Annotated in this window: 20 protein-coding genes; 13 read left to right on the forward strand and 7 right to left on the reverse strand. The window is 70.5% G+C overall.

The genetic code is table 11. The features are described from left to right. Window positions 1–81 precede the first annotated feature (81 nt). On the reverse strand, window positions 82–969 hold the full coding sequence (locus K8638_RS16230) for a general secretion pathway protein GspE (RefSeq protein ID WP_223755440.1): 888 nt from the start codon (window positions 967–969) through the stop codon (window positions 82–84). A 326-nt stretch (window positions 970–1,295) separates the two neighbouring features. Between K8638_RS16230 and K8638_RS16235 the strand changes: the two genes are divergently transcribed. The 5 genes from K8638_RS16235 to K8638_RS16255 all read left to right on the forward strand — a co-directional run bounded on the left by K8638_RS16235 (window position 1,296) and on the right by K8638_RS16255 (window position 4,752). Continuing rightward, window positions 1,296–2,033, forward strand: coding sequence for a MotA/TolQ/ExbB proton channel family protein (locus K8638_RS16235; RefSeq protein ID WP_223755441.1), 738 nt, complete (start codon window positions 1,296–1,298; stop codon window positions 2,031–2,033). Window positions 2,034–2,148: 115 nt separating this feature from the next. Then, window positions 2,149–2,634, forward strand: coding sequence for a biopolymer transporter ExbD (locus tag K8638_RS16240; RefSeq protein ID WP_223755442.1), 486 nt, complete (start codon window positions 2,149–2,151; stop codon window positions 2,632–2,634). Between the two features lie 24 nt (window positions 2,635–2,658). After that, a complete protein-coding gene (locus tag K8638_RS16245; RefSeq protein WP_223755443.1) occupies window positions 2,659–3,243 on the forward strand; it encodes a biopolymer transporter ExbD in 585 nt (194 codons plus the stop codon). 86 nt (window positions 3,244–3,329) lie between these two features. Then, the gene (locus K8638_RS16250; RefSeq protein ID WP_223755444.1) at window positions 3,330–3,989 is read left to right on the forward strand and encodes an HAD family hydrolase; all 660 of its coding nucleotides are present in this window, start codon (window positions 3,330–3,332) and stop codon (window positions 3,987–3,989) included. A 151-nt stretch (window positions 3,990–4,140) separates the two neighbouring features. After that, a complete protein-coding gene (locus K8638_RS16255) occupies window positions 4,141–4,752 on the forward strand; it encodes a putative glycolipid-binding domain-containing protein (protein ID WP_223755445.1) in 612 nt (203 codons plus the stop codon). Between the two features lie 80 nt (window positions 4,753–4,832). On the opposite strand, the gene gvpU is transcribed toward K8638_RS16255, so the two are convergent. Together gvpU and K8638_RS16265 are read right to left on the reverse strand one after the other, a co-directional pair. Next, window positions 4,833–5,267 (reverse strand): gas vesicle accessory protein GvpU, encoded by a 435-nt coding sequence (gene gvpU, locus K8638_RS16260; protein WP_223755446.1) that lies wholly within the window; start codon window positions 5,265–5,267, stop codon window positions 4,833–4,835. Between the two features lie 111 nt (window positions 5,268–5,378). After that, window positions 5,379–5,600 carry a DUF5683 domain-containing protein gene (locus K8638_RS16265; protein ID WP_223755447.1) on the reverse strand — a complete coding sequence of 74 codons (222 nt, stop codon included), beginning with the start codon at window positions 5,598–5,600 and terminating at the stop codon, window positions 5,379–5,381. A 246-nt stretch (window positions 5,601–5,846) separates the two neighbouring features. On the opposite strand from K8638_RS16265, the gene K8638_RS16270 reads away from it, so the two are divergent. The 3 genes from K8638_RS16270 to K8638_RS16280 all read left to right on the forward strand — a co-directional run bounded on the left by K8638_RS16270 (window position 5,847) and on the right by K8638_RS16280 (window position 9,165). Next, complete coding sequence (locus tag K8638_RS16270; protein WP_223755448.1) at window positions 5,847–8,255, forward strand: MASE1 domain-containing protein; 2,409 nt, start codon at window positions 5,847–5,849, stop codon at window positions 8,253–8,255. Window positions 8,256–8,438: 183 nt separating this feature from the next. After that, on the forward strand, window positions 8,439–8,651 hold the full coding sequence (locus K8638_RS16275; protein WP_223755449.1) for a DUF2892 domain-containing protein: 213 nt from the start codon (window positions 8,439–8,441) through the stop codon (window positions 8,649–8,651). A 118-nt stretch (window positions 8,652–8,769) separates the two neighbouring features. Further along, window positions 8,770–9,165 carry a hypothetical protein gene (locus K8638_RS16280; RefSeq protein WP_223755450.1) on the forward strand — a complete coding sequence of 132 codons (396 nt, stop codon included), beginning with the start codon at window positions 8,770–8,772 and terminating at the stop codon, window positions 9,163–9,165. A 21-nt stretch (window positions 9,166–9,186) separates the two neighbouring features. On the opposite strand, the gene K8638_RS16285 is transcribed toward K8638_RS16280, so the two are convergent. Further along, window positions 9,187–10,095: an AraC family transcriptional regulator gene (locus K8638_RS16285; protein ID WP_223755451.1), complete on the reverse strand. Its 909-nt coding sequence runs from the start codon at window positions 10,093–10,095 to the stop codon at window positions 9,187–9,189. Window positions 10,096–10,206: 111 nt separating this feature from the next. Here K8638_RS16285 and K8638_RS16290 point away from each other — a divergent pair, with 111 nt between their 5' ends. Then, window positions 10,207–11,217: a zinc-binding dehydrogenase gene (locus K8638_RS16290; protein WP_223755452.1), complete on the forward strand. Its 1,011-nt coding sequence runs from the start codon at window positions 10,207–10,209 to the stop codon at window positions 11,215–11,217. 132 nt (window positions 11,218–11,349) lie between these two features. On the opposite strand, the gene K8638_RS16295 is transcribed toward K8638_RS16290, so the two are convergent. After that, complete coding sequence (locus K8638_RS16295) at window positions 11,350–12,354, reverse strand: alpha/beta hydrolase family protein (protein WP_223755453.1); 1,005 nt, start codon at window positions 12,352–12,354, stop codon at window positions 11,350–11,352. Window positions 12,355–12,593: 239 nt separating this feature from the next. Here K8638_RS16295 and K8638_RS16300 point away from each other — a divergent pair, with 239 nt between their 5' ends. Continuing rightward, on the forward strand, window positions 12,594–14,822 hold the full coding sequence (locus K8638_RS16300) for a M4 family metallopeptidase (RefSeq protein WP_223755454.1): 2,229 nt from the start codon (window positions 12,594–12,596) through the stop codon (window positions 14,820–14,822). A 79-nt stretch (window positions 14,823–14,901) separates the two neighbouring features. On the opposite strand, the gene K8638_RS16305 is transcribed toward K8638_RS16300, so the two are convergent. Both K8638_RS16305 and K8638_RS16310 read right to left on the reverse strand, forming a co-directional pair. Then, window positions 14,902–17,112 carry a TonB-dependent siderophore receptor gene (locus K8638_RS16305; RefSeq protein WP_223755455.1) on the reverse strand — a complete coding sequence of 737 codons (2,211 nt, stop codon included), beginning with the start codon at window positions 17,110–17,112 and terminating at the stop codon, window positions 14,902–14,904. 586 nt (window positions 17,113–17,698) lie between these two features. After that, window positions 17,699–19,141, reverse strand: a complete 1,443-nt coding sequence (locus K8638_RS16310; protein WP_223755456.1) for a PLP-dependent aminotransferase family protein — start codon at window positions 19,139–19,141, stop codon at window positions 17,699–17,701. Window positions 19,142–19,246: 105 nt separating this feature from the next. On the opposite strand from K8638_RS16310, the gene K8638_RS16315 reads away from it, so the two are divergent. The 3 genes from K8638_RS16315 to nadE all read left to right on the forward strand — a co-directional run bounded on the left by K8638_RS16315 (window position 19,247) and on the right by nadE (window position 22,516). Continuing rightward, a complete protein-coding gene (locus tag K8638_RS16315; RefSeq protein ID WP_223755457.1) occupies window positions 19,247–19,705 on the forward strand; it encodes a cupin domain-containing protein in 459 nt (152 codons plus the stop codon). A gap of 130 nt (window positions 19,706–19,835) precedes the next feature. Next, window positions 19,836–20,492: an LON peptidase substrate-binding domain-containing protein gene (locus K8638_RS16320; protein ID WP_223755458.1), complete on the forward strand. Its 657-nt coding sequence runs from the start codon at window positions 19,836–19,838 to the stop codon at window positions 20,490–20,492. 131 nt (window positions 20,493–20,623) lie between these two features. Continuing rightward, entirely contained in the window at window positions 20,624–22,516 is a 1,893-nt protein-coding gene (gene nadE / locus K8638_RS16325; protein ID WP_223755459.1) for an NAD(+) synthase, read from the forward strand. Window positions 22,517–22,539: the final 23 nt, after the last annotated feature.

The raw sequence follows: 22,539 nt of genomic DNA on the forward strand, positions 1-22,539 counted from the left end.
GCCTCTCCCGGCCCCTGGGACCCGAGCCTGCCCGCCCGACGCTGGCGCGGCCCGGTGGACGGGGCCTGGCGGCGGGTGCCGTCAGCCTTCGCCCTCGTCGTCCAGCTCGCGGGTGAACTCCTCCTTCGACAGCAAGCCCTTGCGCGCCATGATCCGCATCAGCGCCCAGAACTTGCGCTCCAGCTCCTCGACGCGGTCCGGGTCCTCTCGCGCCTGGCCGAAGAGGTAGTCCAGGTCGTCCAGCACGCCGCCGCCGCTGGCGGGCTTGGGCTTCGCGGCGGCCTGCTCGCGCCGTTGCTTCCGCTGCTCCTCCCGGGCGCGGATCAGCTCCGCCAGGGACGTGCGCTGGGTGGCCTCTCCCGGCGGCAGCTCCTCGCCGACGATGACCTCCTCGTCGTCCTCGGGCGGGGGCGCCGCCTTCGCCAGGGGAGGCACGTTCCTCGCGGGCGCGGCCGGAGGCGGCTTCACCGACGTGGGCCGGGCCGCCGGAGCCGGCGCCGTCCCCGCCGCGCCAGCCGCCGCCACCGGCACCTTGTGGTAGTAGCGGAGGATGGCGCTCCGCACCGCGGACAGCCCCGCCACGCGGGGGCTGACCTTGAGTCCGGTGGTGAACTCGATTTCCTCCACCGCCGTCACGTTGAGCGGGTCGCTCATCGCCACCACGAGCTGCCGCCGCCCGCCCACGCTCTCCAGGGCAATGGGGAACAGCTCATGCTGCTCGCAGAAGCGCGCGCGCAGCAGGTGCACCGCCGCCCACTCCGGGGTGAGGGCCGCCAGATCCACCTGGGGCATGCCCAGCGCCTGGCTCAGCGCGCCCGCGAGCGTCGCCTCCGTAATCGCGCCCTGCGCGACGAGCGTCGCCCCCAACCGCTGTCCCGACTTGCGGTGAGCCGCCAGCCCCGCCTCGAGCTGCGCGACGCTGATCGCACGCTGCTCCAACAGCAGCTCGCCAATGCGCTTCCTCGCCATGGCGGCGCCATTAGCACGCGTTCCGGAACCCCGGAAGCCGGCGCGTTGTCACATCCCGCGCCGCTTGGGAATACCCCCGGAAATGCTCGCCCTGTTGCTGGGGAGACCACCTGGCAAGGGGCGCTCCGGCGCAAAATTCCTGTGAGATTTCAGCACTTAACGCCGCTGGGCCCGCCTTGACACCCCACCCCTGCATTCCTAAAGTCGGCACCACCGTTTTCAACATCCATTCCTGCCGCCCATCAGGGTGGACCATCCGCCCGGGGGGGCGGCAGGCTGGAAGGCCCGCAGACACGGGTCAAGCCGCCTAGTGGAGGCATTACGCGATGAACCTGGGGTATCTGACGAATCTGACCGTGCTCGCGAACACCGGCGGCCCGGAGCGTGGCTTCTTCGAGGAGCTGGCGAAGCGCTGGGAGGCCGGTCAGTGGGGTATGTACCCCATCGCCGTGTGCCTCGTGATTGCGCTGGCCATCATGGTCGAGCGCGGCATCGTCCTCTTCGGCAAGGCCTCCATCAACAAGGAAGCCTTCCTGCGCGGCCTGAAGAAGCACATCTACGCGGGTGACCTGGACAAGGCCATCAACTACGTGGCCGGCCAGAAGGCCACCCCGCTCACCAACGTCATCAAGGCCGGCCTGATGAACGTGCCGAAGGGCAACGACGAGGTCCAGGCGGCCCTGGACGAGGCCAGCCTGCGCGAGACGCCGAAGCTCGAGGCGCGCACCGGCTACCTCGCCATGCTCGGCAACGCGGCGATGCTCGCCGGTCTGCTCGGTACGGTGTCCGGTCTCATCTCCTGCTTCGAGGCCGTGGCCAACGTGAACCCGGCCGACAAGGCGACCATTCTCGCCAACGGTATTTCCGAAGCCATGAACTGCACCGGCTTCGGGCTGGTGACGGCGATTCCCGCGCTGGTCGCCTTCTCCGTGCTGATGGGCCGCACGCAGTCGCTCATCAACGACATCAACGAGACCAGCGTCTCCGTTCTCAACCTCATCGTGGCCAACAAGGACAAGTTCAAGAACATGAACGTCCCCTCGTCGGCCCACGGCGAGGAGTAGCCGTCAGGGAACCTGGCCCCCGGGCGCGTTGTCCTGTCCCGTGAAAGGGACGCGCGGCGCGCCCATTCGAATTCCACTGGCTCTTCATTGAGCCCGGCCGAAGGAGGAGAACGCCATGGCCGGCGGAATGGACACAGGTCAAGGTGGCAAGGGCAAGAAGTCGCTCGACGTCGCCATCAACCTGACCGCGTTTATCGACCTGATGGCGGTGACCATCAGCTTCCTCATCATGACGGCGGTCTGGACGCAGATTGGCCGGCTCCAGGTCTCCCAGGCGGGAGGCCCCTCCATGGAGGAGGAGCAGCAGCAGGAGCAGACCAAGACGGTCCAGCTCAACCTGCTGATTACTCCCACGGAGCTGCGGCTGACCGCGGACCAGAGCACGTTCGACCCGATTCCCCTCACCAAGGACGCGAAGGGCAAGACGGACCTGTCCAAGCTGGTGGCGCGCTTCAAGGAGTTGAAGGCGCAGCTTCCGGACCAGACGGCCATCACCCTGCAGCCCGAGGACAAGGTCCGCTACGAGGACCTGGTCCGCATCATCGACGAGTGCATCGGCGCCGGGTTGCCCCAGGTGTCGGTGTCCGCGGCGATGGGCTAGTCGCCCACGGAGCAAGCACACGTCATGGCCATCCAGGTCCCAGGCAAGCGGTACGGTAAGCGCCTCGCGCACTCGAAGGTGTTCGGGCACGGTGGGCACGGGAAGAAGAGCGGCTACGCCGACCTCCTCATCACCCCGCTCGTCGACATGTTCGTCATCATCGTGCTCTTCCTCATCGCGAACTTCTCCGCGACGGGCGAGGTGCTGATGATGACCAAGGACATCGAGCTTCCCGAGGCGATCAACGTCAAGGAAGTGGAGATGCACCCCGTCGTCATGGTGTCCGGCGACCAGGTCAGTGTGTCCGGCACCATCGTCGGGCGCGTGGAAGACCTGGTGAAGGACGAGTACCTCAACATTCCCGCGCTGGAGGAGAAGCTGCGGGACATGAAGAAGCAGTACGAGGACCTCCACGCCATGGCCAAGGATGACGCCAACTCCTTCAAGGGCGACATCAACATCCAGGCCCACAAGGAGGTGGAGTACTCCATCATCAAGCGGGTGATGTTCAGCTGCGCCACGGCCGGCTACAACAACATCAACTTCGCGGTGCTCACCATCAGTGGTGACGCGGCCGCGGGCCCCACGGCCCAGGCCGCCCCCCACTGAGCGGCGGCAGTCGCGGGCCTCGTGCCCCGAACGCCCCGGCCATTCTTCCGGCCGGGGCGTTTTCGTTTTTCCGGAGGCCTCATCCCATGCAGCTTCGTGCCGTCATCTTCGACCTCGATGGGACGCTGGTGGACTCGCTGGGCGACATCGCGGACGCGATGAACCATGCGCTGGCGCACCACGGCCTGCCCGTCCACCCGGAGTCCGCCTACCTGCGTTTTGTCGGTGAGGGCGTGAGGGAGCTGGTGCGCAGGGCCGTGCCGGCGGGGCGCGAGGCGCTGCACGAGCCGGTGCTGGCGGCCTACCGCGCGCACTACGACGCGCACCTCTTCGACCGGACGGTGCCGTACCCCGGCCTCCCCGGGGTGCTGGCCGCGCTGGCGGAGCAGGACGTGCGGCTGGGTGTGCTGAGCAACAAGTCCGACGGCTTCGTGAAGCGGCTGGTGGCGAGGTTGCTGCCGGGCGTGCCCTTTGGCGCCGTGTATGGAGAGCGGCCGGGCGTGCCGCGCAAGCCGGACCCCACGGCGGCGCTGGGCCTGGCGGCGGAGCTGGGCCTGCCGCCTAGCGTGTGTGGTTTCGTGGGTGACACGGCCGTGGACATGGAGACGGCGCGCGCGGCGGGCATGTACGGCGTGGGTGTCACCTGGGGCTTCCGGGACGTCCACGAGCTGCGGGCGCACGGTGCTCGCGCGGTGGCCACCACCGCCGGCGAGCTGCTGGCGGCGCTGCGCAACGCCCGGCCCTGACGTCAGGCAGGGCGCCTGGGGCGGCGAGCGTGCGGTTCACGACGCGGGAGCAAGGACGTGTAGGACGGCCCGCGCGCTCCCGCCTACCGTATGGGCCCACGGTGGCGATGAACCGGCGGACCTTCCTTTCCCTCGTGGGTGGACCCTCCTCATGACCTCACAGCGTACCGATGCGGCCTCTGGCAGGACTCCCGTGCGGTGCCTCCGCGCGCTCGTCTGGCTGCGGATGGACTCGCCGGGCACCGAGTACTTCGAGCTTCGCGAGCTCTCCGACGGCTGGGAGCTGGCCGGCTCGGTGGTGCTCGCCGACGCGGGAGTCCCGTACGCGGCCGACTACACCCTCCGCTGTGACGGGCAGTGGGCGACGCGCGAGGCGCGCATCCTGTTGCGACGCGGGGGCATGGAGCAGGCGCTCTCGCTCCGGGTGGACGCGCAGCGGCGCTGGTGGCGCGGCGACGAGGAGGTTCCGCAGCTGCGCGGGTGCACCGACATCGACCTGGCCTTCACGCCCTCCACGAACACGCTGCCCATCCGCCGGCTGGCGCTGGAGGTGGGGAAGGGGAGCGATGTGACGGCCGCGTGGGTCCGCATGCCGGACCTGTCCCTCGTCACGCTGCCGCAGCGGTACACGCGGCTGACGCCGTCGCGCTACCGCTACGAGAGCAACGGCGGGAGCTTCGTGGCCGAGGTGGACACGGACGAGCTCGGGCTCGTCATGGCCTATCCGCCCGGCTGGGAGCGCGTCGCCAGCACCGGGCGCTGAGCAGCGCGCGGAGCGGCACGTCCGGGGGCTCGACGCGGCACGGCGGTAGGGGCCGCCGTGCCTGGAACCTGAATCGGGATTCAGGGCGCCTGGGTCAGCTCGCCCAGCGAGAAGCCATCCACGGTGGACAGGCGGGCGCGCCACAGCGAGCCGCCCAGCGCGTGCGAGGCCGCCCCCGTGACGATGCGCGCGTCCTTCAGGTGGATGTAGCCATAGCCGGCGGGCTGCGCGTCCGTCTCCTCGCGGTACAGCCGCTCCGCGGGGCTGGCCAGGCTCTCCTTGATGCCCTTCGCGCCCTCCTCGGACACGCCCAGGCGCTTGAAGGCGTCCGAAATCTGGCCGGCGGACAGCTCCAGGTACTCCTTGCCGCTGATGAGCTGGCCGGTGACCACCGTGCCTCCCACCGACAGCGTCACGCCGATGGAGAACTTCGTCGCGGTGACGATGTGGACGAGGGACTCCAGGTACCAGTCAACCTCGGGCTGCTTCTCACTCTTCATGTTGGGCTGGGTCATGCACAAACCCTACAACCCGTGAAACCTGGAGCCAAGAAGGTGGCCGGCGTGAGAAGGCGGCGCGGAAAGAAGGACGCGGGCCGGTCTTCCCCCTGCGACCGGCCCGCGCCGCTAGACAACCTTGACGCGATACTTCTCGTGGTCCTCCGCCCGGTTGTAGGCCGTGGCGGCGGCGATGATGTGGCACACCCAGCCCAGGCACCCACCGGTGCCGATCCAGAAGCCCGGGGTGATGATGAGCCAGAAGACTCCGCGGAGGATGTCCCCGTTGTAGATCTGGCCCACGCCGGGGATCAGGAAGGACAGCAGGGCAGCGATTCCGGGACGCGACATCGTTTCGGTTCAACCTCCTTGCTCCTCTCTACGGAGCGGGTCCGGACCCATTGCATCCGCCTGCTATCGGCTCCTGGACGCTTGCCTGCCTGCCCTCCGGACGACAGGTGCATTGTTCCGCCGGACCCGGTTAGCATGGCCGCCGTGGGTGCCCGCCGCGTCGTCAGGCGGGACCTGGGGGGATGGGTCATCTTCGGGCTGCTCCAAGCCAGGGCACGCGCTTTACGAGGCAGGCATCTCCTGGAGATGCTGGCGCTGGCGCTCGTGTACCTCGCGGCCGGCAAGCTGGGCCTGTTCCTGGCCACCGTGGGGGGTAACGTCAGCCCCGTCTGGCCTCCCATCGGGGTGGCGCTGGCGGCGCTGGTGCTGCGGGGGGCCTCGCTCTGGCCCGGCGTCTTCGTGGGCGCGTGGGCGGTGACGGCCTCCACGGGAGTCTCCCCGCTGACGAGCCTCGGGGTCGCGGTGGGCAACACCCTGGCGGCGGGCCTGGGCGCGCTGCTCGTGCGGCGGCTGGGCTTCGACAGCCGGCTGGAGCGCATCCGGGACGTCGTCCTGCTGTGCGCGGGGGCGGGGACGCTCTGCACCCTCATCAGCTCCTCGGTGGGGCCGCTGTCCCTGGTGCTCGGCGGCGTGCTGCCCTGGCGGGAGCTGGGCCGGGCCAGCTGGGTGTGGTGGGTGGGAGACCTGATTGGCGTGCTGGTGGTGGCGCCGCCGCTGCTGTGCCTGCGCAAGCCGAGGTTGCCGCGGCGGTGGAGCGAGGCGCTGCTGCTGACGGGCCTCACCACGCTGCTGGGCGTGGCCATCTTCTTCCTGCCCAGCGTGGAGCACACCGCGAGGCACGCCGCGACCTTCCTCCTGTTCCCCATGTCGGCCTGGGCGGCGCTGCGCTTCGGCACGGGCGGCGCGGCGGCCACCACGCTGGCCATCGCCGCCGCCGCCATCACCGGCACCGCGGGCGGGCAGGGGCCCTTCTCCTCCGGCCAGCTCACGGACGACCTGCTGGTGCTGCAGCTCTTCCTCGCCGTCACCTCCGTCACCGGCCTGCTGCTGGCGGCGGCGAGCGAGGAGCGCCGCCGCGCGGTGGGGAAGCTGCAACTGCTGGCCACCACCGTGCGCAGTGTGCACGAGGGCGTCCTCATCTCGGAGGTGGTCGGCCCGGGCTCGCTGCGCATCGTGTTCGCCAACGAGGCCTACTGCGCGCTGGTGGGCCAGCGCCTGGAGGACCTGGTGGGCAAGGACCCGTGCCTGCTCTACGGGGAGCAGCAGGAGCTGGCGCTGCGCCAGCGCGCGAAGGCGGCCCTGCTGGCCGGGGAGCCCCTCTGCGCGGAGGTGGCGCTTCCGCGCAAGGGCGGCACCCTGGTGTGGAGCGAGGTGCAGCTGTCCCCCGTGCGCGCCACCGGCGAGGACGTCACCCACTTCGTGGCCACCCACCGCGACATCACCGCCACCAAGGAGTTGCAGGCCCGGCTGGTGGCCGCCGAGCGCGTGGCCGCGGTGGGCACGCTCGCGGCCGGCGTGGGGCACGAAATCAACAACCCGCTCGCCTACCTGGTGCTGAACCTGGAGGCCGCCTCGCGCAGCCTCTCCGAGGGCGGCCTCCCGGCCATGCGGGACGCGCTCACCGGGGTGCGGGGCGCGCTGGAGGGCGCGGAGCGCATCCGGCTCATCGTGAGGGACCTGCAGGTGTTCAGCCGCCAGGGTGACCAGGAGCGTGGGCTGGTGGACCTCAACGCGCTGGTGCCTCCGGCGGTGCGCATCGTCAGTCATGCGCTGCGCCACAGGGCCCGGGTGGTGGAGGAGTTCGGGCCGGTGCCGCGCGTACTGGGCAGCGAGGCCCGGCTGGGGCAGGTGCTGCTCAACCTGCTGGTGAACGCGATGCAGGCCATTCCCGAGGGCAGCCCCACCCTGAACGAGGTGCGCGTGCGCACCAGCACGGACGCCTCCGGCCGGGCGCGTGTGGACGTGGTGGACACCGGCGCCGGCATCCCCGCGGACGTGATGCCCCGCATCTTCGAGCCGTTCTTCACCACCAAGCCCATGGGCGAGGGCACCGGGCTGGGGCTCCCCATCTGCCAGCAGATTGTCCGCGCGCACGGAGGGGAGCTGGAGGTGCGCAGCGAGCCGGACCGTGGCTCCGTCTTCAGCGTGCTGCTGCCGGCCGCGCCGGTGCAGGTGAGCGCCGGGTCGCGGCCGGTGGCGGCGTGCGAGCCGAGGCCTGGCTCCCGGGGCCGGCGCGGACGGGTGCTCGTGGTGGACGACGAGCCGAGGCTGGCGCAGTCGATGCGGCTGCTGCTGGAGCCCTACCACGACATCGTCACCACCACGCGCGGCAGCGAGGCGCTGGCCCTGGTGTCCGCGGGCCACCGCTTCGACGTCATCCTGTGTGACTTGCAGATGCCGGAGACGGACGGCGCCACCGTCTACCGCCGCCTGTGCGCCCTGGCTCCGGGGCAGGCCGAGCGCGTGGTGTTCATCTCCGGCGGGGCCTACACCGCGGAGTCGCGGGCGTTCATGGATTCGGTGACGAACCGCGTGCTGGAGAAGCCCGTCCGCCCGGAGGTGCTGATGGCCACCGTGAGCGACGCGCTGTCGGACGGGCGCGCCCTGGTGGAGGAGGAGGCCGTCGCCGCCGCGGCTGGCGGCTCGCGGCACTAGGCGGGGCCGCCCGGTGGTCCGGTTCGTCCCGCCGCAATCCTTGCGCGTGCCGCGCCCGCCGCGCACCGGCTGCGCTTCTTTCGGGGGCGCCCGGGCGGCGCCTCGCCTGGAGGACGCGCCGGGAAGGGCTGGTACGGACCTCGCAATGCCTCCGGGGGAATCCCAGCTTCCGGAGGCATGAACATGCTGACCCGTCTCTTCCCCGCGAACGAACACCCCGTCGAGCGAGCCCTGCGCGTCGCCCTCGGTATCGGGCTGCTCGCCCTCGTCTTCATCGGACCGAAGACGGCCTGGGGCCTCCTGGGCTTCGTCCCCCTGCTCACGGGCCTCGTGGGGAGCTGCCCGCTGTACACGCTCCTGGGCATCAACACCTGTCCCGTGCGCAGGCGCGGCTGACCCTCCGCCCACCGGTGTTCCGTGCCGCTGCTCCACCGGATGACGGCGGAGCAGGGGCTCCGGCCCCGTCTGGTCCATGGCTCGCGCCGGGCTCAGCTTGAAGGGGTGCGCGGATGCCGTGTCTCACGCCGCCGGGCGGCGGGCCTCGGGCTCGTTCGCCGGGCGGGTCTACGTGAGCGGTCACCGCCGGGATGGGAACGCCATGGTGATGGAGAACTGGAGTGAGTACCAGGCCAACGTGGAGCGGATGGTGACCGGCAGAATCGTGGACGCCGGCCCGGACCACCTGACGTTCCACGACGCCTCCTCGGGAGAGGACGTCACGGTGCGCATGGATGACCGCGCCCGCTATTCGTGGTCCGACCCGTCGCAGCAGGGCCGGCTGACGGACAACGCCCAGGTCCGCGTCAGCTACTTCATCGCGGGAGGGCTCCACATCGCCAGGGAGGTCCGGGTGCTCGACGCGGGCGATGGCGCCTCCATCGCCGACTACCTTCCGAGCACCGTGCACTGACGCCTGGGCGCGGGGCGTGGGTCAGCCCCCGGGCCGGCGCCGCCAGGCTCCGGGCGTCTCGCCCACGTGGCGCTTGAAGGCCTTCACGAAGGCGCTGTCCGTCTCGTAGCCCACGGCCTGGGCAATCTCGCTCGTCGAGCGCGTCCCCTCCGTCATGAGCTGCATGGCCCGGTGCATGCGCCAGCGCGTCAGGTAGGTCAGCGGCCCCTCGCCCACGAGTGACTTGAAGCGCGCCGCGAACACCGAGCGCGACATGCCCGCGGCGCGCGCGAGCCCCTCCACCGTCCAGGGCGCTTCCGGCCGCTCGTGGACGCGCTGGAGCGCGGCGCCGAGCCGGGGGTCGACCAGCGCGCGCAGCCAGCCGCCCTGCCCGGCGGGAAGGGAGGCCACGTGCGCCCGCAGGGCCTGGACGAGGAGCACGTCTCCCAGCCGGCTCGCCACCGTCTCGTAGCCGGGCTGCGCGGCTTCCAGCTCCGAGGCCACGAACTGCATCGTGGACTCCAGCCACCGCGTGGCGACGCCTCCGTCCCCCTTCACATGGAGGAAGGGAGGCAGGCTCGCGATGAGCGGGCTCAGCGTGGTGCCGTCGAAGACGAAGCCGCCGCAGATGAGCGTCGTGGGCGCTCCCCCGCCACCGTGGCGGATGACGCTTCCGCACTGCCCGTAGATGCCGGTGGCCGGGACGGGGCGCGTCTTCGCGCTGTCCTTGAGGACGTAGGATACCCCGCCGAGGACGAAGACGAAGTCGCCTCCCGCGAGCGCGTGCCGCGTGCCGTTGATTTCGAGCACGCAGCTTCCGCGAGAGACGACGTGGAACGAGGGCCTGTCCCGCGCCTCGACGCGCATGCCCCAGGGCGCGGTCAGCTCCAGCCGGCCGTGGACCGTGCTCCGCATGTGAACGCCGCGCAGCGTGTCGGCGAGTACGTCCATGACCGCGCCTCCAGGACGAATGGACCATGAATGCGGACGACTGGCCAGTGAGCGTCCGGAGCCTCGGGACTACCTTCCGCCGCGACACACGCGTCCCACAGGGAGACAGACATGAAGGCGATGCGACTGCTGCGTTTCGGTGGCCCCGAGGAGCTTCGGCTCGAGGACGTCACGCCCCCGGTTCCCGGCGCCGGAGAGGTGCTCATCCAGGTGCACGCGGCCGGCCTGAACTACGCGGAGCTCCTGCAGCGGGAGGGCCGCGTCCCGGGCGCGCCGCCTCCGCCCTTCACTCCGGGCTACGAGGCCGCCGGAGTGGTCAGCGCGGTGGGAAGCGGGGTGACACACCTGACGCGCGGCGCCCGGGTGGTGGCGATGCTGCCGGGGCAGGGCGCCTTCGCGGAGCTGGCCGTGGCCCCGGCCGCGCTCGTCACGCCCATTCCGGAGGCGCTTCCCTTCGAGAAGGCGGTGGCCCTGCTGAGCCAGGCGCCGGCCGCGCTCGCCGGGCTCCGGGTCGCGGGCCGCGTGCGGAGAGGGGACGCGGTGTTCATCCCCGCGGCGGCGGGTGGAGTCGGCTCCTTCATGGTCCAGCTCGCGAAGGCGCTCGGCGCGGGGCGCGTCATCGCCGGGGCCAGCACCGGGGAGAAGCGTGAGCTCGCGCTGCGGCTGGGGGCGGACACAGCCATCGACTACACACGCCCGGACTGGCCCGAGCGCGTCCGGGAGGCCACGGACGGGCGCGGAGCGGACGTCGTCTTCGAGCGGAGCGGCGGCGCGGGCCTCGGGCAGGGCCTCGCGGCCCTGGCACCCCAGGGCCGGCTCGTCCTCTTCGGCGCCGAGAGCATGTCCGGCACCTCCGTGAGCAGCGAGCAGGTCACCCGGATGCTCTTCCAGAACCAGAGCCTCGTGGGCTTCGCCTTCCCCGCGCTGCCACGGGAGGTCCAGGCCGAGACGCTTCGCGAGGTCTTCCAGCGCGTGGCGGACGGGACGCTCGAGGTCGTGGTGGGGCGGACCTTCGACCTGCGCGAGCTGCCGGAGGCACACCGCGCGCTGGAGCAGCGGAAGACCTCGGGCAAGGTGGTCATCCTCCCGGGGGCGGCGGCACGCGTGTCTTCCGCGCGGTGAGCGGGGCGGGGCCCGTCACGCCAGCTACCGGCCCCACTTCCCCTCTTCCAGGCACTCGCGGAGCACCCAGCCCAGGTGCTCGTCGAAGTCGAAGGTCAGGGCTTCGAGGACTTCGATGGCGTGAGGCATGGTTCAGGTTCCCATGGAGGGGCGTTGCACGCGTGCGAGCGCATCCCGGACGGCGGCACGCAGCGCCGCCCGCTCGGTGACGATGGCCGAGACGTGCCCGGCGTTCACCCACCGCAGCTCGCTCTGCTTCCAGTGGGCGTGCAGCGCGCGTGTCTCCGCCGCCGGGACGAAGCCGTCCTTCCGGCAGGCCAGGAGGATGGCCGCGCCCGGCTGCCGGGGCGGCGGGAACTTCGTCAGGTTCGCCAGGTCGAAGATTCGCCCCAGCCGTGCGCGGGCCTGCCCGGCATCGCGGCGGGAGCCGTCCAACTCCTCGAAGGCGATGGACCATGAAAGGAGCCCCCGGGTGAACACGGGCACGGGCGAAGCGCCCGCGGCCAGCGCCGCCACCGCGACGGGCTCCGGGAAGAGCGCCGCCGTGAGGGCCGCCATGTACCCGCCCATGCTGTACCCCGCGACGCCCAGCCGCGCGTAGCCGGCGCCTCGCAGCCACGAGAGCAGCGCGCGCGCCTCCTCCACCATGCCCAGGTTCATCAGCACGTGGTCGCTCACGGTGCGCAGCGCCCCGCCTCTCTGGCCGAGCGGCCGGCGCAGCCCGTAATACGGATTCTCCAGCAGGAAGCAGTCGATGCCCTCCCGGACCAGCGGCGCGTAGAGGCGCTCGCGAAGGGCGAAGCCCTCCTCCCGGGAGGCGGCGAGCACCACACACGCCGCGTGCCCACGGGCCTCTCCGGCGCTCAGCCAGCGGACATGCCCCGTCCGCGCGGCGGGAGCCAACAGGGGCAGCGGCGAGGTGAACGTCCCGTCTCGAACGACTCCCTCCCGGCGCGACGCCGGCTCACCCCACACCGGGATGAGCCGCGCCGGCTCCGGAAGGAAGGCGGTTCCCACCACCACGTCCTCGAGGAACCGCTCGTCTCCCCATCCATCGGTGAACAGCCGGGCGCGGCGGGCCAGCCCCGCGAAGAGGACGTCCACGACATGCGCACCGAGCGGGTTCCAGGACTCCACGCGCGCATCCTACGTCCCGGGTGCTTCCGGGCACGTCCTTCCTCGAGCCCCTCTCCGCTTCATGGAAGACGACAGACACCGCGCCGCGCTGCCCGCTCCACGGCCGACGTCCGGGCCCACAGGGCAGGTAGGAAGTTCAGCAACATAGGAAAATCGCTGGGGTGCTTGAGAACTCAGTAATTCCCGTGAGAGTCTAATTCTCGCTGTATCCGTCCAGGTCGTATTTCCACAGGGGGAACATGATGCAGAGCAGAGTGCGCGGTGCGCTTGGAGTCGCGGCGCTGTCATTCCTGGTAGGTGCATGCAACGAGGCTGCTCCAGCAGCAGGCGCGAAGGCCCCCGAGACAGGGAGTCGGACGCAGAAACTGGAAAACGGCGCGTCCATCTTCGAGACGGACAAGGCCGGCGCTCCCACCTTCATCGGTGGTGAGCTGGGCATCCTGCCCGTGGTGGAGGCGACGGCGCCGGAGTCACTGCAGGCGGCGCAGCTTGCCCCGGTGGTCGCCAACGTGGCGTCGATGCTGCGGCTGGAGCCGGGCAACCTGTCGCTGAAGAAGGCGTACAAGGACACGCAGGGCGACGTCCACTACCGCTTCGACGTCAGCCACCAGGGCATCCCCGTGTTCGGCGGTGAGCTGCGGCTGCACGCGCGCGACGGCAAGGTCTTCGCTGCCAACACCAACGTGCGCAGCGACCTGAAGGCGGCGGCGAAGGCCTCCATCGCCGGCGAGGCCGCGGTGGCCGCCGCGGCCTCGGACCGCGACGCGCTCGCGGGCTATGTCACCCACCCGGAGACGGAGCTGGTCTACTGGCGTGACGGCGACGAGCTTCGCCTCATGTACAAGGTCGAGCAGACCGGCGAGAAGCCGGACGGCACGCCCGTGCGCGACATCCTCCTGGTGGACGCGACGACGGGTGACGTCCAGGTGCGCATCCCGACCATCCACGAGGCCATCAACCGCCGCATGCACAACGGCGCGAACCTGAGCACCCTGCCGGGCGCCATCGTCCGCATCGAGGGCGAGGCCCCCGTGGCCGACGCAGTGGTCAACACCAACTACGACCACCTGGGCACCGTCTACAACTGCTACAACGGCCTCTTCGGCCGCGACTCGTACAACAACGCGGGCGCCGTGCTCATCAGCACCGTGCACCACCGCGTGCGGTACGTGAACGCCTTCTGGAACGGCACCCAGATGGTGTACGGCGACGGCGACGACGTCACCGCCACCAACCTGGCCAACTCGCTGGACGTGACGGCGCACGAGCTGACGCACGCCGTGACGGACACCGAGTCGGACCTCATCTACTCGGGTGAGTCCGGCGGCCTGAACGAGTCCATGTCCGACATCTTCGGCGCCGTGTGCGAGTGGTACGGAGACGGCGCGGGCGACGTCAACGCCCGCCACTGGCTGATTGGCGACGACATCTGGACGCCGAGCATCCCGAACGACGCGCTCCGCTACATGCACAGCCCGACGATTGACGGCGTCTCGCTGGACTACTACCCGGACTACTCGTCCGGCGTGGACGTGCACTACAGCTCGGGCATCTCCAACCTGGCGTTCTACCTGCTGTCGCAGGGTGGCACGCACCCGCGCGGGAAGACGACGCAGGCCGTCGCGGGCATCGGCATCGAGAAGGCCGCGCGCATCTTCTACAAGGCCAACGTGGACATCCTCCTGTCGAACGCCACCTTCGACAGCGCGAAGATCGCCACCGAGCAGGCCGCGCAGCAGCTCGGCTATGACGCGGCGACCATTGCCTCGGTGGGCAACGCCTGGAAGGCCGTGGGCGTGGGCGTGCCGGTTCCTCCTCCGACCAACACCCCGATGGGGAAGGACGTGCCCCTGACGAACCTGTCCGGCACGCGCAGCAGCAAGCAGTACTTCTCCGTGGAGGTGCCGGAGGGCGCGTACGACCTGAAGTTCACCATGTCCGGCGGCACGGGTGACGCGGACATGTACGTGCGCTACGCCAGCGCCCCCACGACGACCCAGTACAACTGCCGTCCGTACAGCTCGGGCAACAACGAGACCTGCTCGTTCGCGGCTCCGACGCACGGCACCTGGTACGTGATGCTCAACGGCTTCAGCGCCTACTCCGGCGTGTCGCTGGTGGTGACCTGGAAGGGCGGCTACCTGCCCATCGAGCCGGGCGTGGAAATCACCGGCCTGTCCGGCGCGGCGGGCTCGTCGCAGGTGTTCACGGTCCAGATTCCCGAGCTCCAGAACAACCCCGAGGGCCTCCGCAACGTGCACGTCAACCTGCGTGGCACGGGCAACGCGGACCTCTACGTCCAGCGCGCGGGCGCCCCCAGCGCCTTCGCCTACGACTGCCGTGGCGTGAACGAGCACAGCACGGAGGTCTGCAACCTGAACGGCTTCCAGCCGGGCAAGTACTACATCCAGGTGTTCGGCGCGAAGGGCGGCTTCACGGACGGCTCGCTCATCGTGACGTTCAACTGAGCGGACTGAGTCGCTGACTCACTGAGAGCGCCCTGGACGCCCCCGCGAGGGTGTCCAGGGCGCTTTGCGCTTGGGGGCGCTAGTCGTAGTTGAACGACAGCTCCAGCATGGCCGTGCGCGGGTCCTGCGGGCTGTTGACGAAGTCCAGCGGCCCGCCGGCGCCCGGCATGTAGTAGCGCGCGTCGAGCACGTTGCGGACGTCCAGGGCCAGGGAGAGCCCGTGGACGAAGAGGTCATCGGCTCGCAGCGCGGCATCGACGACGGCGTGGGCGGGAGCCGTCAGCCGGTGGGCGGGCTGCTCAGGGTTGCGCAGGTACTGGGTGGACCGTGAATTCCAGCGCACCCGGGGCGTGAAGCTGAAGGCGCCGCGCTTCACGGTGATGCCGCCCTTCACCTTGTAGGGGACGTTGAGCGGCATGTCCGTCCAGCCGTCCTCGGGCCTGTCGAGGTTCTTCCCCAGGGAGAGGCTGAAGGAGCCCCACGGCTCGATTTCCGTGGCGCCGAACTGGGTGCGATAGCGGAGCGAGACGCTGCCGCCGTAGAGCCGGGCCCGCCCCTCGCTCCGGAACTCCTCGTAGGAGAAGATGTCCGCCCCCGCGAAGTTGGTGGGCTCGTTCACCGTGCGGGCGACGGTGATGCCATCCACGAGGCTGAAGTAGCCATCGAGCTCCACCAGCAGGTCCCTGGCCGCCAGCAGCGAGTAGTCGAACTCCACCGTGCGCGCCTTCATGGGGTCCAGGTCGGGGTTCGGCACGTGGTACCAGTAGGCGAAGGGCCGGCCCGTGTTCTCGTCGACGCCCGCGAACGAGCCCCAGAAGGCGTACTGGTACGCGGGCGGCGGCGCGAGGAAGGACTCGCCGTAGAGCAGCTTCGCCGTCTGCCCCGGGGTAATCTGATACACGACGCCCGCGCGCGGGTTGAGCGTGTTGCCGTACCGGGTGTCCCGGTCGAAGCGCACGCCCGCGGTGACGGCCAGGCTGCTGGTGAGCTGTGCCTGGGTTTGCAGGTAGCTGCCCAGCGTCTGGTAGCTGTGCTCGTAGAACGGGAACGCGATGGAGGTCCCGATGATGGTCTGCCCTTGCGAGCCCGAGGGAAGGCCTTCATCGAAGGGCGTGGCGAAGGTGCCGGTCTCCGGGAGCGCATGGATGTACGCCCAGGAGACGCCGGCGACGATGTCGAGGTCCGGCGTCACCGCGTAGGCCAGCTGCTCCCGGACGCTGAACGACGTGCTCTTCGCGTACTTGTGCTGCGGCTGTCCCCCCGTATACGTGTTGTTGTACGCGAACGCGGGTTGCTTGGTGAAGATGGAGTAGTTGACCTCCGAGCTGGACTCGAGCTTGGGCAGGAACTCCTTGCGATAGGTCAGGTAGACGGTCTGCCACCGGTGCGGGGCTTCCGAGCCGTAGACCGTGTACTCCGGCTTCACGCCCACGGCCGTCAGCTGGGTGAACTGCCGCAGGTCGTATCCGGCCGTCAGCTCCTTGTCGAACGTCAGCCGGGCCGAGAGGGAGTAGCTCGACACCTTGTTGCTGAAGCGGTTGTCCGGCACCGAGGCGAGCACGTTCCCGGTGAACGGGTCTCTCAGCTCGCTCATGTTCTGGAAGTCTCCCGGATAGGCCTTCGCGAGGTCCGGGGAGTCCGAGGTGTGCGCGTGGGCCGAGAGGCTGAGCCGGGCGTGCTCACCAATCTTCGTGAACGCCTTGGCGGAGCCATAACGCGTGTCGGCGCTTCCGTAGGAGGCGGCAACCGAGGCGCCACGGTCGGCTTCCTCGCGCCGGGTGACGATGTTGATGACGCCGACCAGCGCATCGGCGCCGTACAGGGCGGAAGCGGGGCCGTAGATGACCTCCACGCGCTCGGCGTCGAAGAGGGGGTAGTTGTCCTCGACGGGCGCCTCGTCACCGGTCATCGCGTTGATGCGGATGCCGTCGATGAGGACCAGGAAGCGGTTGTTTCCGGCCAGCCCGCGGACGGAGGCCACGCTCCGGGTGACCGACCAGTGGTTGTTGAAGACGTCAATCTCCGGCATGTCCTGCAGGAGGTCCCGGAGATTCACATAGCGTCGCTGCCGAATCTGGCTGCGCGTGACGACGACCGAGCGAGCCGGAGCCCACTGCAGGGGCTGAATCCGGCGCGTGACGGTGTCGACCTCCATGTTGAGGAGCTCCTCGAGGGACAGGTCGTCAATCTGGGCCGGCGTATCCGCGTCCGCGGTCACGGGAGCGGCGACCAGCGCCGTGCCTAGCGACCATGCCGCGATGTTGCTCCAGGGGGATTTGCGAGGATGCATGTCGGGGGGGACTCCTTTGCTGGGTACATCCGCAGTGCAACGGGTGGACCATGGACGTTCCGTGTGAGAGGGCAGCCGCGTGCGATGCATGCGGTGCCCGGAGCGGGGTGGGGCATGGGCGCCGGGCACGGACCCGGCGTCTGGGTCTGTTTTCAGCCATGGGTGCGGTTTGACCGTGCGGGGTGCCAGGGCCGCTGTCGCGCGAGGGAGTCCCGATTTCCCGCACCCGAACTGGTGGGCGGCGATGAGCACTCGCCGCGCCCTCGGGAGACGGCCGCCTGCCTGCCTCATTGCTCCGAGCGCCGCGCTCACTGCTTCGCGAGGCCGCATGGTGCGGCCTGGCGTCGCGGGCAGTGATGGAATGGGCCGGTCTTCACGGCCGGTTCCGGGGTGTACGGGGTGCGGTACCTCCAGCGGGCTGCCGAGCGGTGGGACGCTCACGAGGTCATCCGCGCGGCTCGGCCATCATCTCCCGACAGCGAGGGAAAGCGGGCGCCGCGGTGTTCATCACGCCAGAGGCCAGGGTGCTGGGGACCCGGAGCGGAGTCGATTCGCCGCGGCCGAGGCAGGCGCGCGAGTGCCGCGTTCAGGGGCGCTTTGCTCCGGCCGCCGCCGAGACGCAGGCGAGCAGGCGCCGGAGTCCCTCGTCGAGGCGCGCCGCCGGCACCGAGCCATAACCGAGCACCAGGCCGGCCCGGGCGGGCGTGCTCGCGTAGTAGCGCGACAGGGAGATGAGGCCGACGCCCGCCTCCTTCGCGCGCGCCACCACGTCCTCTTCCAGCCTCCGGCCGCCAGCGCGAAACATCGCGCTCAGGTGGAGGCCCGCGGTGGACGGAAGGGGCCGGAGCCAGACGCCGAAGTGGCGCGTCAGCTTCTCCAGGATGCGCTCGTGCCGGGACTCGTACTCGCGCCGCATCTTGCGGATGTGCCGCGCCAGCAGCCCCTCGTCGATGAAGCGCGCGAGGGCGGCCTGCGCCGGCAACTGGCTGTGCCAGTCGCTCACGCGCTTGGCCAGCCGCAGCTCGCGCTGGATGGAGGGCGGGGCGATGAGAAACCCCAGGCGCAGCGCGGGCAGCATGACCTTGGAGAACGAGCCCACGTAGATGACCCGGCCGGAGCGGTCCAGGCCGTGCAGTGTCTCCAGCGGCCGGCCACCGAAGCGGAACTCGCTGTCGTAGTCGTCCTCAATCACCACCGCGTCCCGCTGCTTCGCCCAGTCGAGCAGCGCCGTCCGCCGCGCGGGTGACATGGGCATGCCGAGTGGAAACTGGTGGGAGGGCGTGACGTAGACGAGGCGCGCGTCGTCCGGCAGCGCGCCCACGTCGAGTCCCTCGGTGTCGACGGGGACGGGCACCACCCGCGCTCCCAGGGACTGGAACAGCAGCCGCGCCGGCGGGTAGCCCGGCTCCTCCACGGCGACGCAGTCTCCCGGCTCGAGCAGCACCCGTCCAATGAGGTCGAGCGCCTGCTGTGCGCCGTGGGTGACGATGACGTCTCCGGCGTCCGCGCGCACACCCCGGGCGACACCCACGTGCCGGGCCACCGCCTCGCGCAGCCCCGGGTGGCCGGCGGCCTCGGCGTACGCCGCCGGCAACGTCGCGGCCCGGAGCTGGCGCGCCATCAGCCGGCGCCACGTCTCGAAGGGGAACAACTGTCCGTCCGGGATGCCGACGCGGAAGTCGTAGGCCGCGGGCACTTCGGCGGCGCGTGGGTCGGGCAGCGTGCTCCAGACGGCCCGGGCACGCAGCCTCACCCCGGATTTGGAGCCGGGCCGGCCTCCAGCTCCCGGCGGCTCACCCTGGACGTAGCTGCCGGCGCGGACGCGGCCCGCCAGCAGGCCCTCGGCGGTGAGCCACTCGTAGGCCACGCTCACCGTGTTGCGGGACACCGAGAGGCGCCGGGCCAGCTCTCGCGTGGGGGGCACCCGCTCTCCGCGCCGCAGGCGGCCGTCGAGGATGGCCGCGCGGAGCTCCCGGTATATCTGCCCGGCGATGTCGCGCCGGCTTTCGAGGTTGACGTGCAGGTCCATGCGAACCTGAACCATTGAATGGCCTGGTGAAATTCGTCAATCCTGGACCTGCCATTGGACCAGCGGCGTGGGCACTCTTCCGTCACCTCACACCCCGGAGACACCATGACCGCCGGCACCTTCATCGCCCTGCCCCCCGTCCATACCGACCGCATCCCCTGGGTCCCCATGGGGCGCCCCGGGTTCTCCTTCAAGCCGCTGCGCTTCTTCCACGACGACAGCGGGTGGATGTACCTCCTGCGGGTGGAGCCCGGGACGCTCGTCCCGCTGCACCGGCACACCGGCGAGGTGCACGGCTACAACCTCGCGGGCCAGCGCAAGCTCATCGACACCGGCGAGGTGATTGGCCCCGGCACCTATGTCTACGAGCCGGCCGGCAACGTGGACAGCTGGATGGCCGTCGGCGACGAGCCGGTCATCCTCCACATCACCGTGCGCGGCGCCGTCGAGTACCTGGGCCAGGACGGCGAGGTGGTGGGCCGGGTGACGTCGAACGACCGGCTCCAGTCCTACAGGCGCTGGTGCGAGGAGAACGGCGCCCGGTTCCTCGCGACCGTCGAGTGACACCCGGGGCGGCCCCCCCCCCTGAATCCAGGGGGTTGAGCCGTTCGTGTGCGGTCAGGGCCGCTCGCCCGGCCGCATGTTTGGAATGCGGCCGGGGGCGGCCGGGCTTATCAACACAGGGGTGCCCCCAATGACCGCTCAAGAACGCGTCGAGCGCGCCGCCAGCGCGCTGAAGGTCTTCCCACTGCCGTCGGCGGTGCTCTTCCCCCACACCGTCATCCCCCTCCACATCTTCGAGCCGCGCTACCGCGCCCTGGTCCGCGACGCGCTCGCGGGGGACCGCGTCATGGCGCTGTCCCAGCTCGAGCCCGGGTGGGAGGGGCGCTACGAGGGCCGGCCTCCCATGCTGCCCATGATGTGCGCCGGCATCATCATCTGGGACGAGCAGGTGGAGGAGGGGCGCTACAACATCCTCCTCCAGGGCGTGAGCCGCGTCCGCATGGGCTCCGAGCTGTCGAACGACAAGCTCTACCGGGAGGTCTCCGCGGAAGCGCTGCCGGACCTGCCCTACCAGGGGCCGGAGGAGGAGCAGCTCCGGCAGGCCGTCTTCGAGCTGGCCGGGCGCGTGCCGCCCTCCTTCGCGGAGAACCTGCTGCCGGTGGCCGCCCGCGCCGCGGGGGGCACGCTGGCGGACGTGGTGGCCTCGGCCCTCGTTCCGGAGCCCGAGCGGCGCCAGGAGCTCTTGAGCGAGCTGGACGTCAAGCGGCGGCTCGAGGGCGTGCTGGAGGACGTGGGCGAGCTCATTGCCCGCCTCCAGCCCGTACGGCCCTCCGGGCCCCTGAACTGAACCGGAGCCCGAAGGCCCGGCGCCGGTAGGGCTTGCCTTGCGAGGCGGGCCGCGCATTGCTGGGCTCCACATCGACGCCGGACCCCGGGACACTTCCGGGCCGTCCAGGCGGAAAGGGGACTGGAGCAACCATGCGGCTCGTGAAGATCGGGCTTGCCAGCGTCAACACCACCGTGGGCGCCTTCACGCGGAACACGGACAGGGCCCTGGCACAGGCGAGGAAGATGGCGGCGGACGGGGTGACGCTCGCGGTCTTCCAGGAGCAGCTCATCGCCGGCTACCCGGCCGAGGACATGGTGCAGTGGCAGGGCTTCATCGACCGGCAGTGGCCGGAGCTGGAGCGCTTCGCCCGGGAGACGGCGTCGCTGCCCACCGTCTTCATCGTGGGCGTGGGCATTGCCCACCAGAGCCTGCGCCTCAACTGCGCGGCGGTGGTGGCGGGAGGGCGCATCCTGGGCCTCGTGCCCAAGGAGAAGCTGCCCACCTACAGCGTCTTCTACGAGGCGCGCACGTTCGGCCGCGGCCACCCGGGCATGGCGGAGGTCCACCGCGGCGTGCCGCTGGGGGACTACCTCTTCCAGTTCGACTTCGGCGTGGTGGCCCCGGAGGTGTGCGAGGACATCTGGAGCGCGGAAGGCCCCATGCGCCGGCGCACCTATTCCGGCGCGGAGCTGGTGGTGAACCTGTCCGCCTCCCCCTACCGGCTGGGCTTCGTGGAGACGCGGCGCGAGCTCATCGCCACCCGCGCGGCGGACCACCAGTGCACCATCGCCTACTGCAACGCGGTGGGCAGCAACGACGGCCTCATCTTCGACGGCGGCGGCTTCCTCAACCAGAACGGGCGCCACGTCATGGAGACGCCGCGCTTCCAGGAGGGCTATGCGGCGGCGGTGGTGGACCTGGACCGCACCCTGCGCCTGCGCGGCGAGGCCACCACCTGGCGCGTGGACCGCGAGTCGTGGGTGGCCAACGGGGGCAGACACGTCCCCGTGCTGGACTGCACCGGCGCGGTGCGCACCCGGCGCGAGTCGCTGGCGTACCCGGTGCCCGCGCACCGCAGCTTCTTCCTGCCGGGCCCGGACCAGCGCCGGCCCTCGCGCGAGGCGCTCTGCGAGGACCTGCTGGACGCGCTGGCCCTGGGGGTGGGGGACTATTTCGAGAAGACGCGCGCCTTCAAGGTGATTGGAATCGCCCTGTCCGGCGGGCGTGACTCGCTGCTGACGCTCCTCATCGCCCACCGCTACGCGAAGCGGGCGCGGCCGGAGGACCCGGGCTCGCTCCTCCGGGCCTTCTACATGCCCAGCCGTTACTCCAGCGACGCCACCAGCGACGCGGCGGAGACGATTGCCCGCGAGCTGGGTGTGCCCTTCCAGATTGTCTCCATCGACGAGGCCTTCGAGCGCGAGCGCGCCATTGCCCAGAAGATGCTGGGGGACAAGCCCGTCACGCCGATTACCGAGCAGAACATCCAGGCCCGCCTGCGCGCCCAGCGCATGTGGAACTGGAGCAACTCCTGCGGGGGCCTGTTCCTCCAGACGGGCAACATGAGCGAGAAGTCGGTGGGCTACACCACCATCGGCGGCGACCTCATGGGCGCGCTGGCCGTCATCGCCAACGTCCCGAAGACGGTGGTGATGTACCTGCTCGACTACCTCCAGGAGAAGACGGGCTACGAGGGCATCCGCAAGGTGCTGGCCAAGCCCGCCGGCCCGGAGCTGGCGCACAACCAGGTGGGGGAGGAGGAGCTGATGCCCTTCCCGGTGCTCGACGCGTGCTTCTACCTGCACGCGGGCGAGAAGCTGACGCCGGCGGAGATGCTCCAGGCGCTCACCGCCATGTTCCCGGAGGTGGAGGCGCCGAGGCTGAGCGGCTACGTGGAGAAGTTCGTCCGCCTCTTCCAGCAGTCCATCTACAAATGGGTTCAGTCTCCGCTGTCGCTGCACATCGGCAACCTGGACCTGGACCGCGAGCGCGCCCTGCAGCTCCCCGTCGTCACCGGGACGGAGTGGATGCGCGAGGGGTAGCGCGCGCGCAAGCCGTGTGGCGT

Origin of the sequence: Myxococcus sp. RHSTA-1-4 (assembly GCF_020037125.1) — a bacterium.
Taxonomy (GTDB): Bacteria; Myxococcota; Myxococcia; order Myxococcales; family Myxococcaceae; genus Myxococcus.

Bases quoted from the DNA above. Each gene is read 5' to 3' on its own strand.
- K8638_RS16230 (WP_223755440.1), bottom strand. From the start codon at position 969: ATGGCGAGGAAGCGCATTGGCGAGCTGCTGTTGGAGCAGCGTGCGATC.
- K8638_RS16235 (WP_223755441.1), top strand. From the start codon at position 1,296: ATGAACCTGGGGTATCTGACGAATCTGACCGTGCTCGCGAACACCGGC.
- K8638_RS16240 (WP_223755442.1), top strand. From the start codon at position 2,149: ATGGCCGGCGGAATGGACACAGGTCAAGGTGGCAAGGGCAAGAAGTCG.
- K8638_RS16245 (WP_223755443.1), top strand. From the start codon at position 2,659: ATGGCCATCCAGGTCCCAGGCAAGCGGTACGGTAAGCGCCTCGCGCAC.
- K8638_RS16250 (WP_223755444.1), top strand. From the start codon at position 3,330: ATGCAGCTTCGTGCCGTCATCTTCGACCTCGATGGGACGCTGGTGGAC.
- K8638_RS16255 (WP_223755445.1), top strand. From the start codon at position 4,141: ATGACCTCACAGCGTACCGATGCGGCCTCTGGCAGGACTCCCGTGCGG.
- gvpU (WP_223755446.1), bottom strand. From the start codon at position 5,267: ATGACCCAGCCCAACATGAAGAGTGAGAAGCAGCCCGAGGTTGACTGG.
- K8638_RS16265 (WP_223755447.1), bottom strand. From the start codon at position 5,600: ATGTCGCGTCCCGGAATCGCTGCCCTGCTGTCCTTCCTGATCCCCGGC.
- K8638_RS16270 (WP_223755448.1), top strand. From the start codon at position 5,847: ATGCTGGCGCTGGCGCTCGTGTACCTCGCGGCCGGCAAGCTGGGCCTG.
- K8638_RS16275 (WP_223755449.1), top strand. From the start codon at position 8,439: ATGCTGACCCGTCTCTTCCCCGCGAACGAACACCCCGTCGAGCGAGCC.
- K8638_RS16285 (WP_223755451.1), bottom strand. From the start codon at position 10,095: ATGGACGTACTCGCCGACACGCTGCGCGGCGTTCACATGCGGAGCACG.
- K8638_RS16290 (WP_223755452.1), top strand. From the start codon at position 10,207: ATGAAGGCGATGCGACTGCTGCGTTTCGGTGGCCCCGAGGAGCTTCGG.
- K8638_RS16300 (WP_223755454.1), top strand. From the start codon at position 12,594: ATGATGCAGAGCAGAGTGCGCGGTGCGCTTGGAGTCGCGGCGCTGTCA.
- K8638_RS16305 (WP_223755455.1), bottom strand. From the start codon at position 17,112: ATGCATCCTCGCAAATCCCCCTGGAGCAACATCGCGGCATGGTCGCTA.
- K8638_RS16310 (WP_223755456.1), bottom strand. From the start codon at position 19,141: ATGGACCTGCACGTCAACCTCGAAAGCCGGCGCGACATCGCCGGGCAG.
- K8638_RS16315 (WP_223755457.1), top strand. From the start codon at position 19,247: ATGACCGCCGGCACCTTCATCGCCCTGCCCCCCGTCCATACCGACCGC.
- K8638_RS16320 (WP_223755458.1), top strand. From the start codon at position 19,836: ATGACCGCTCAAGAACGCGTCGAGCGCGCCGCCAGCGCGCTGAAGGTC.
- nadE (WP_223755459.1), top strand. From the start codon at position 20,624: ATGCGGCTCGTGAAGATCGGGCTTGCCAGCGTCAACACCACCGTGGGC.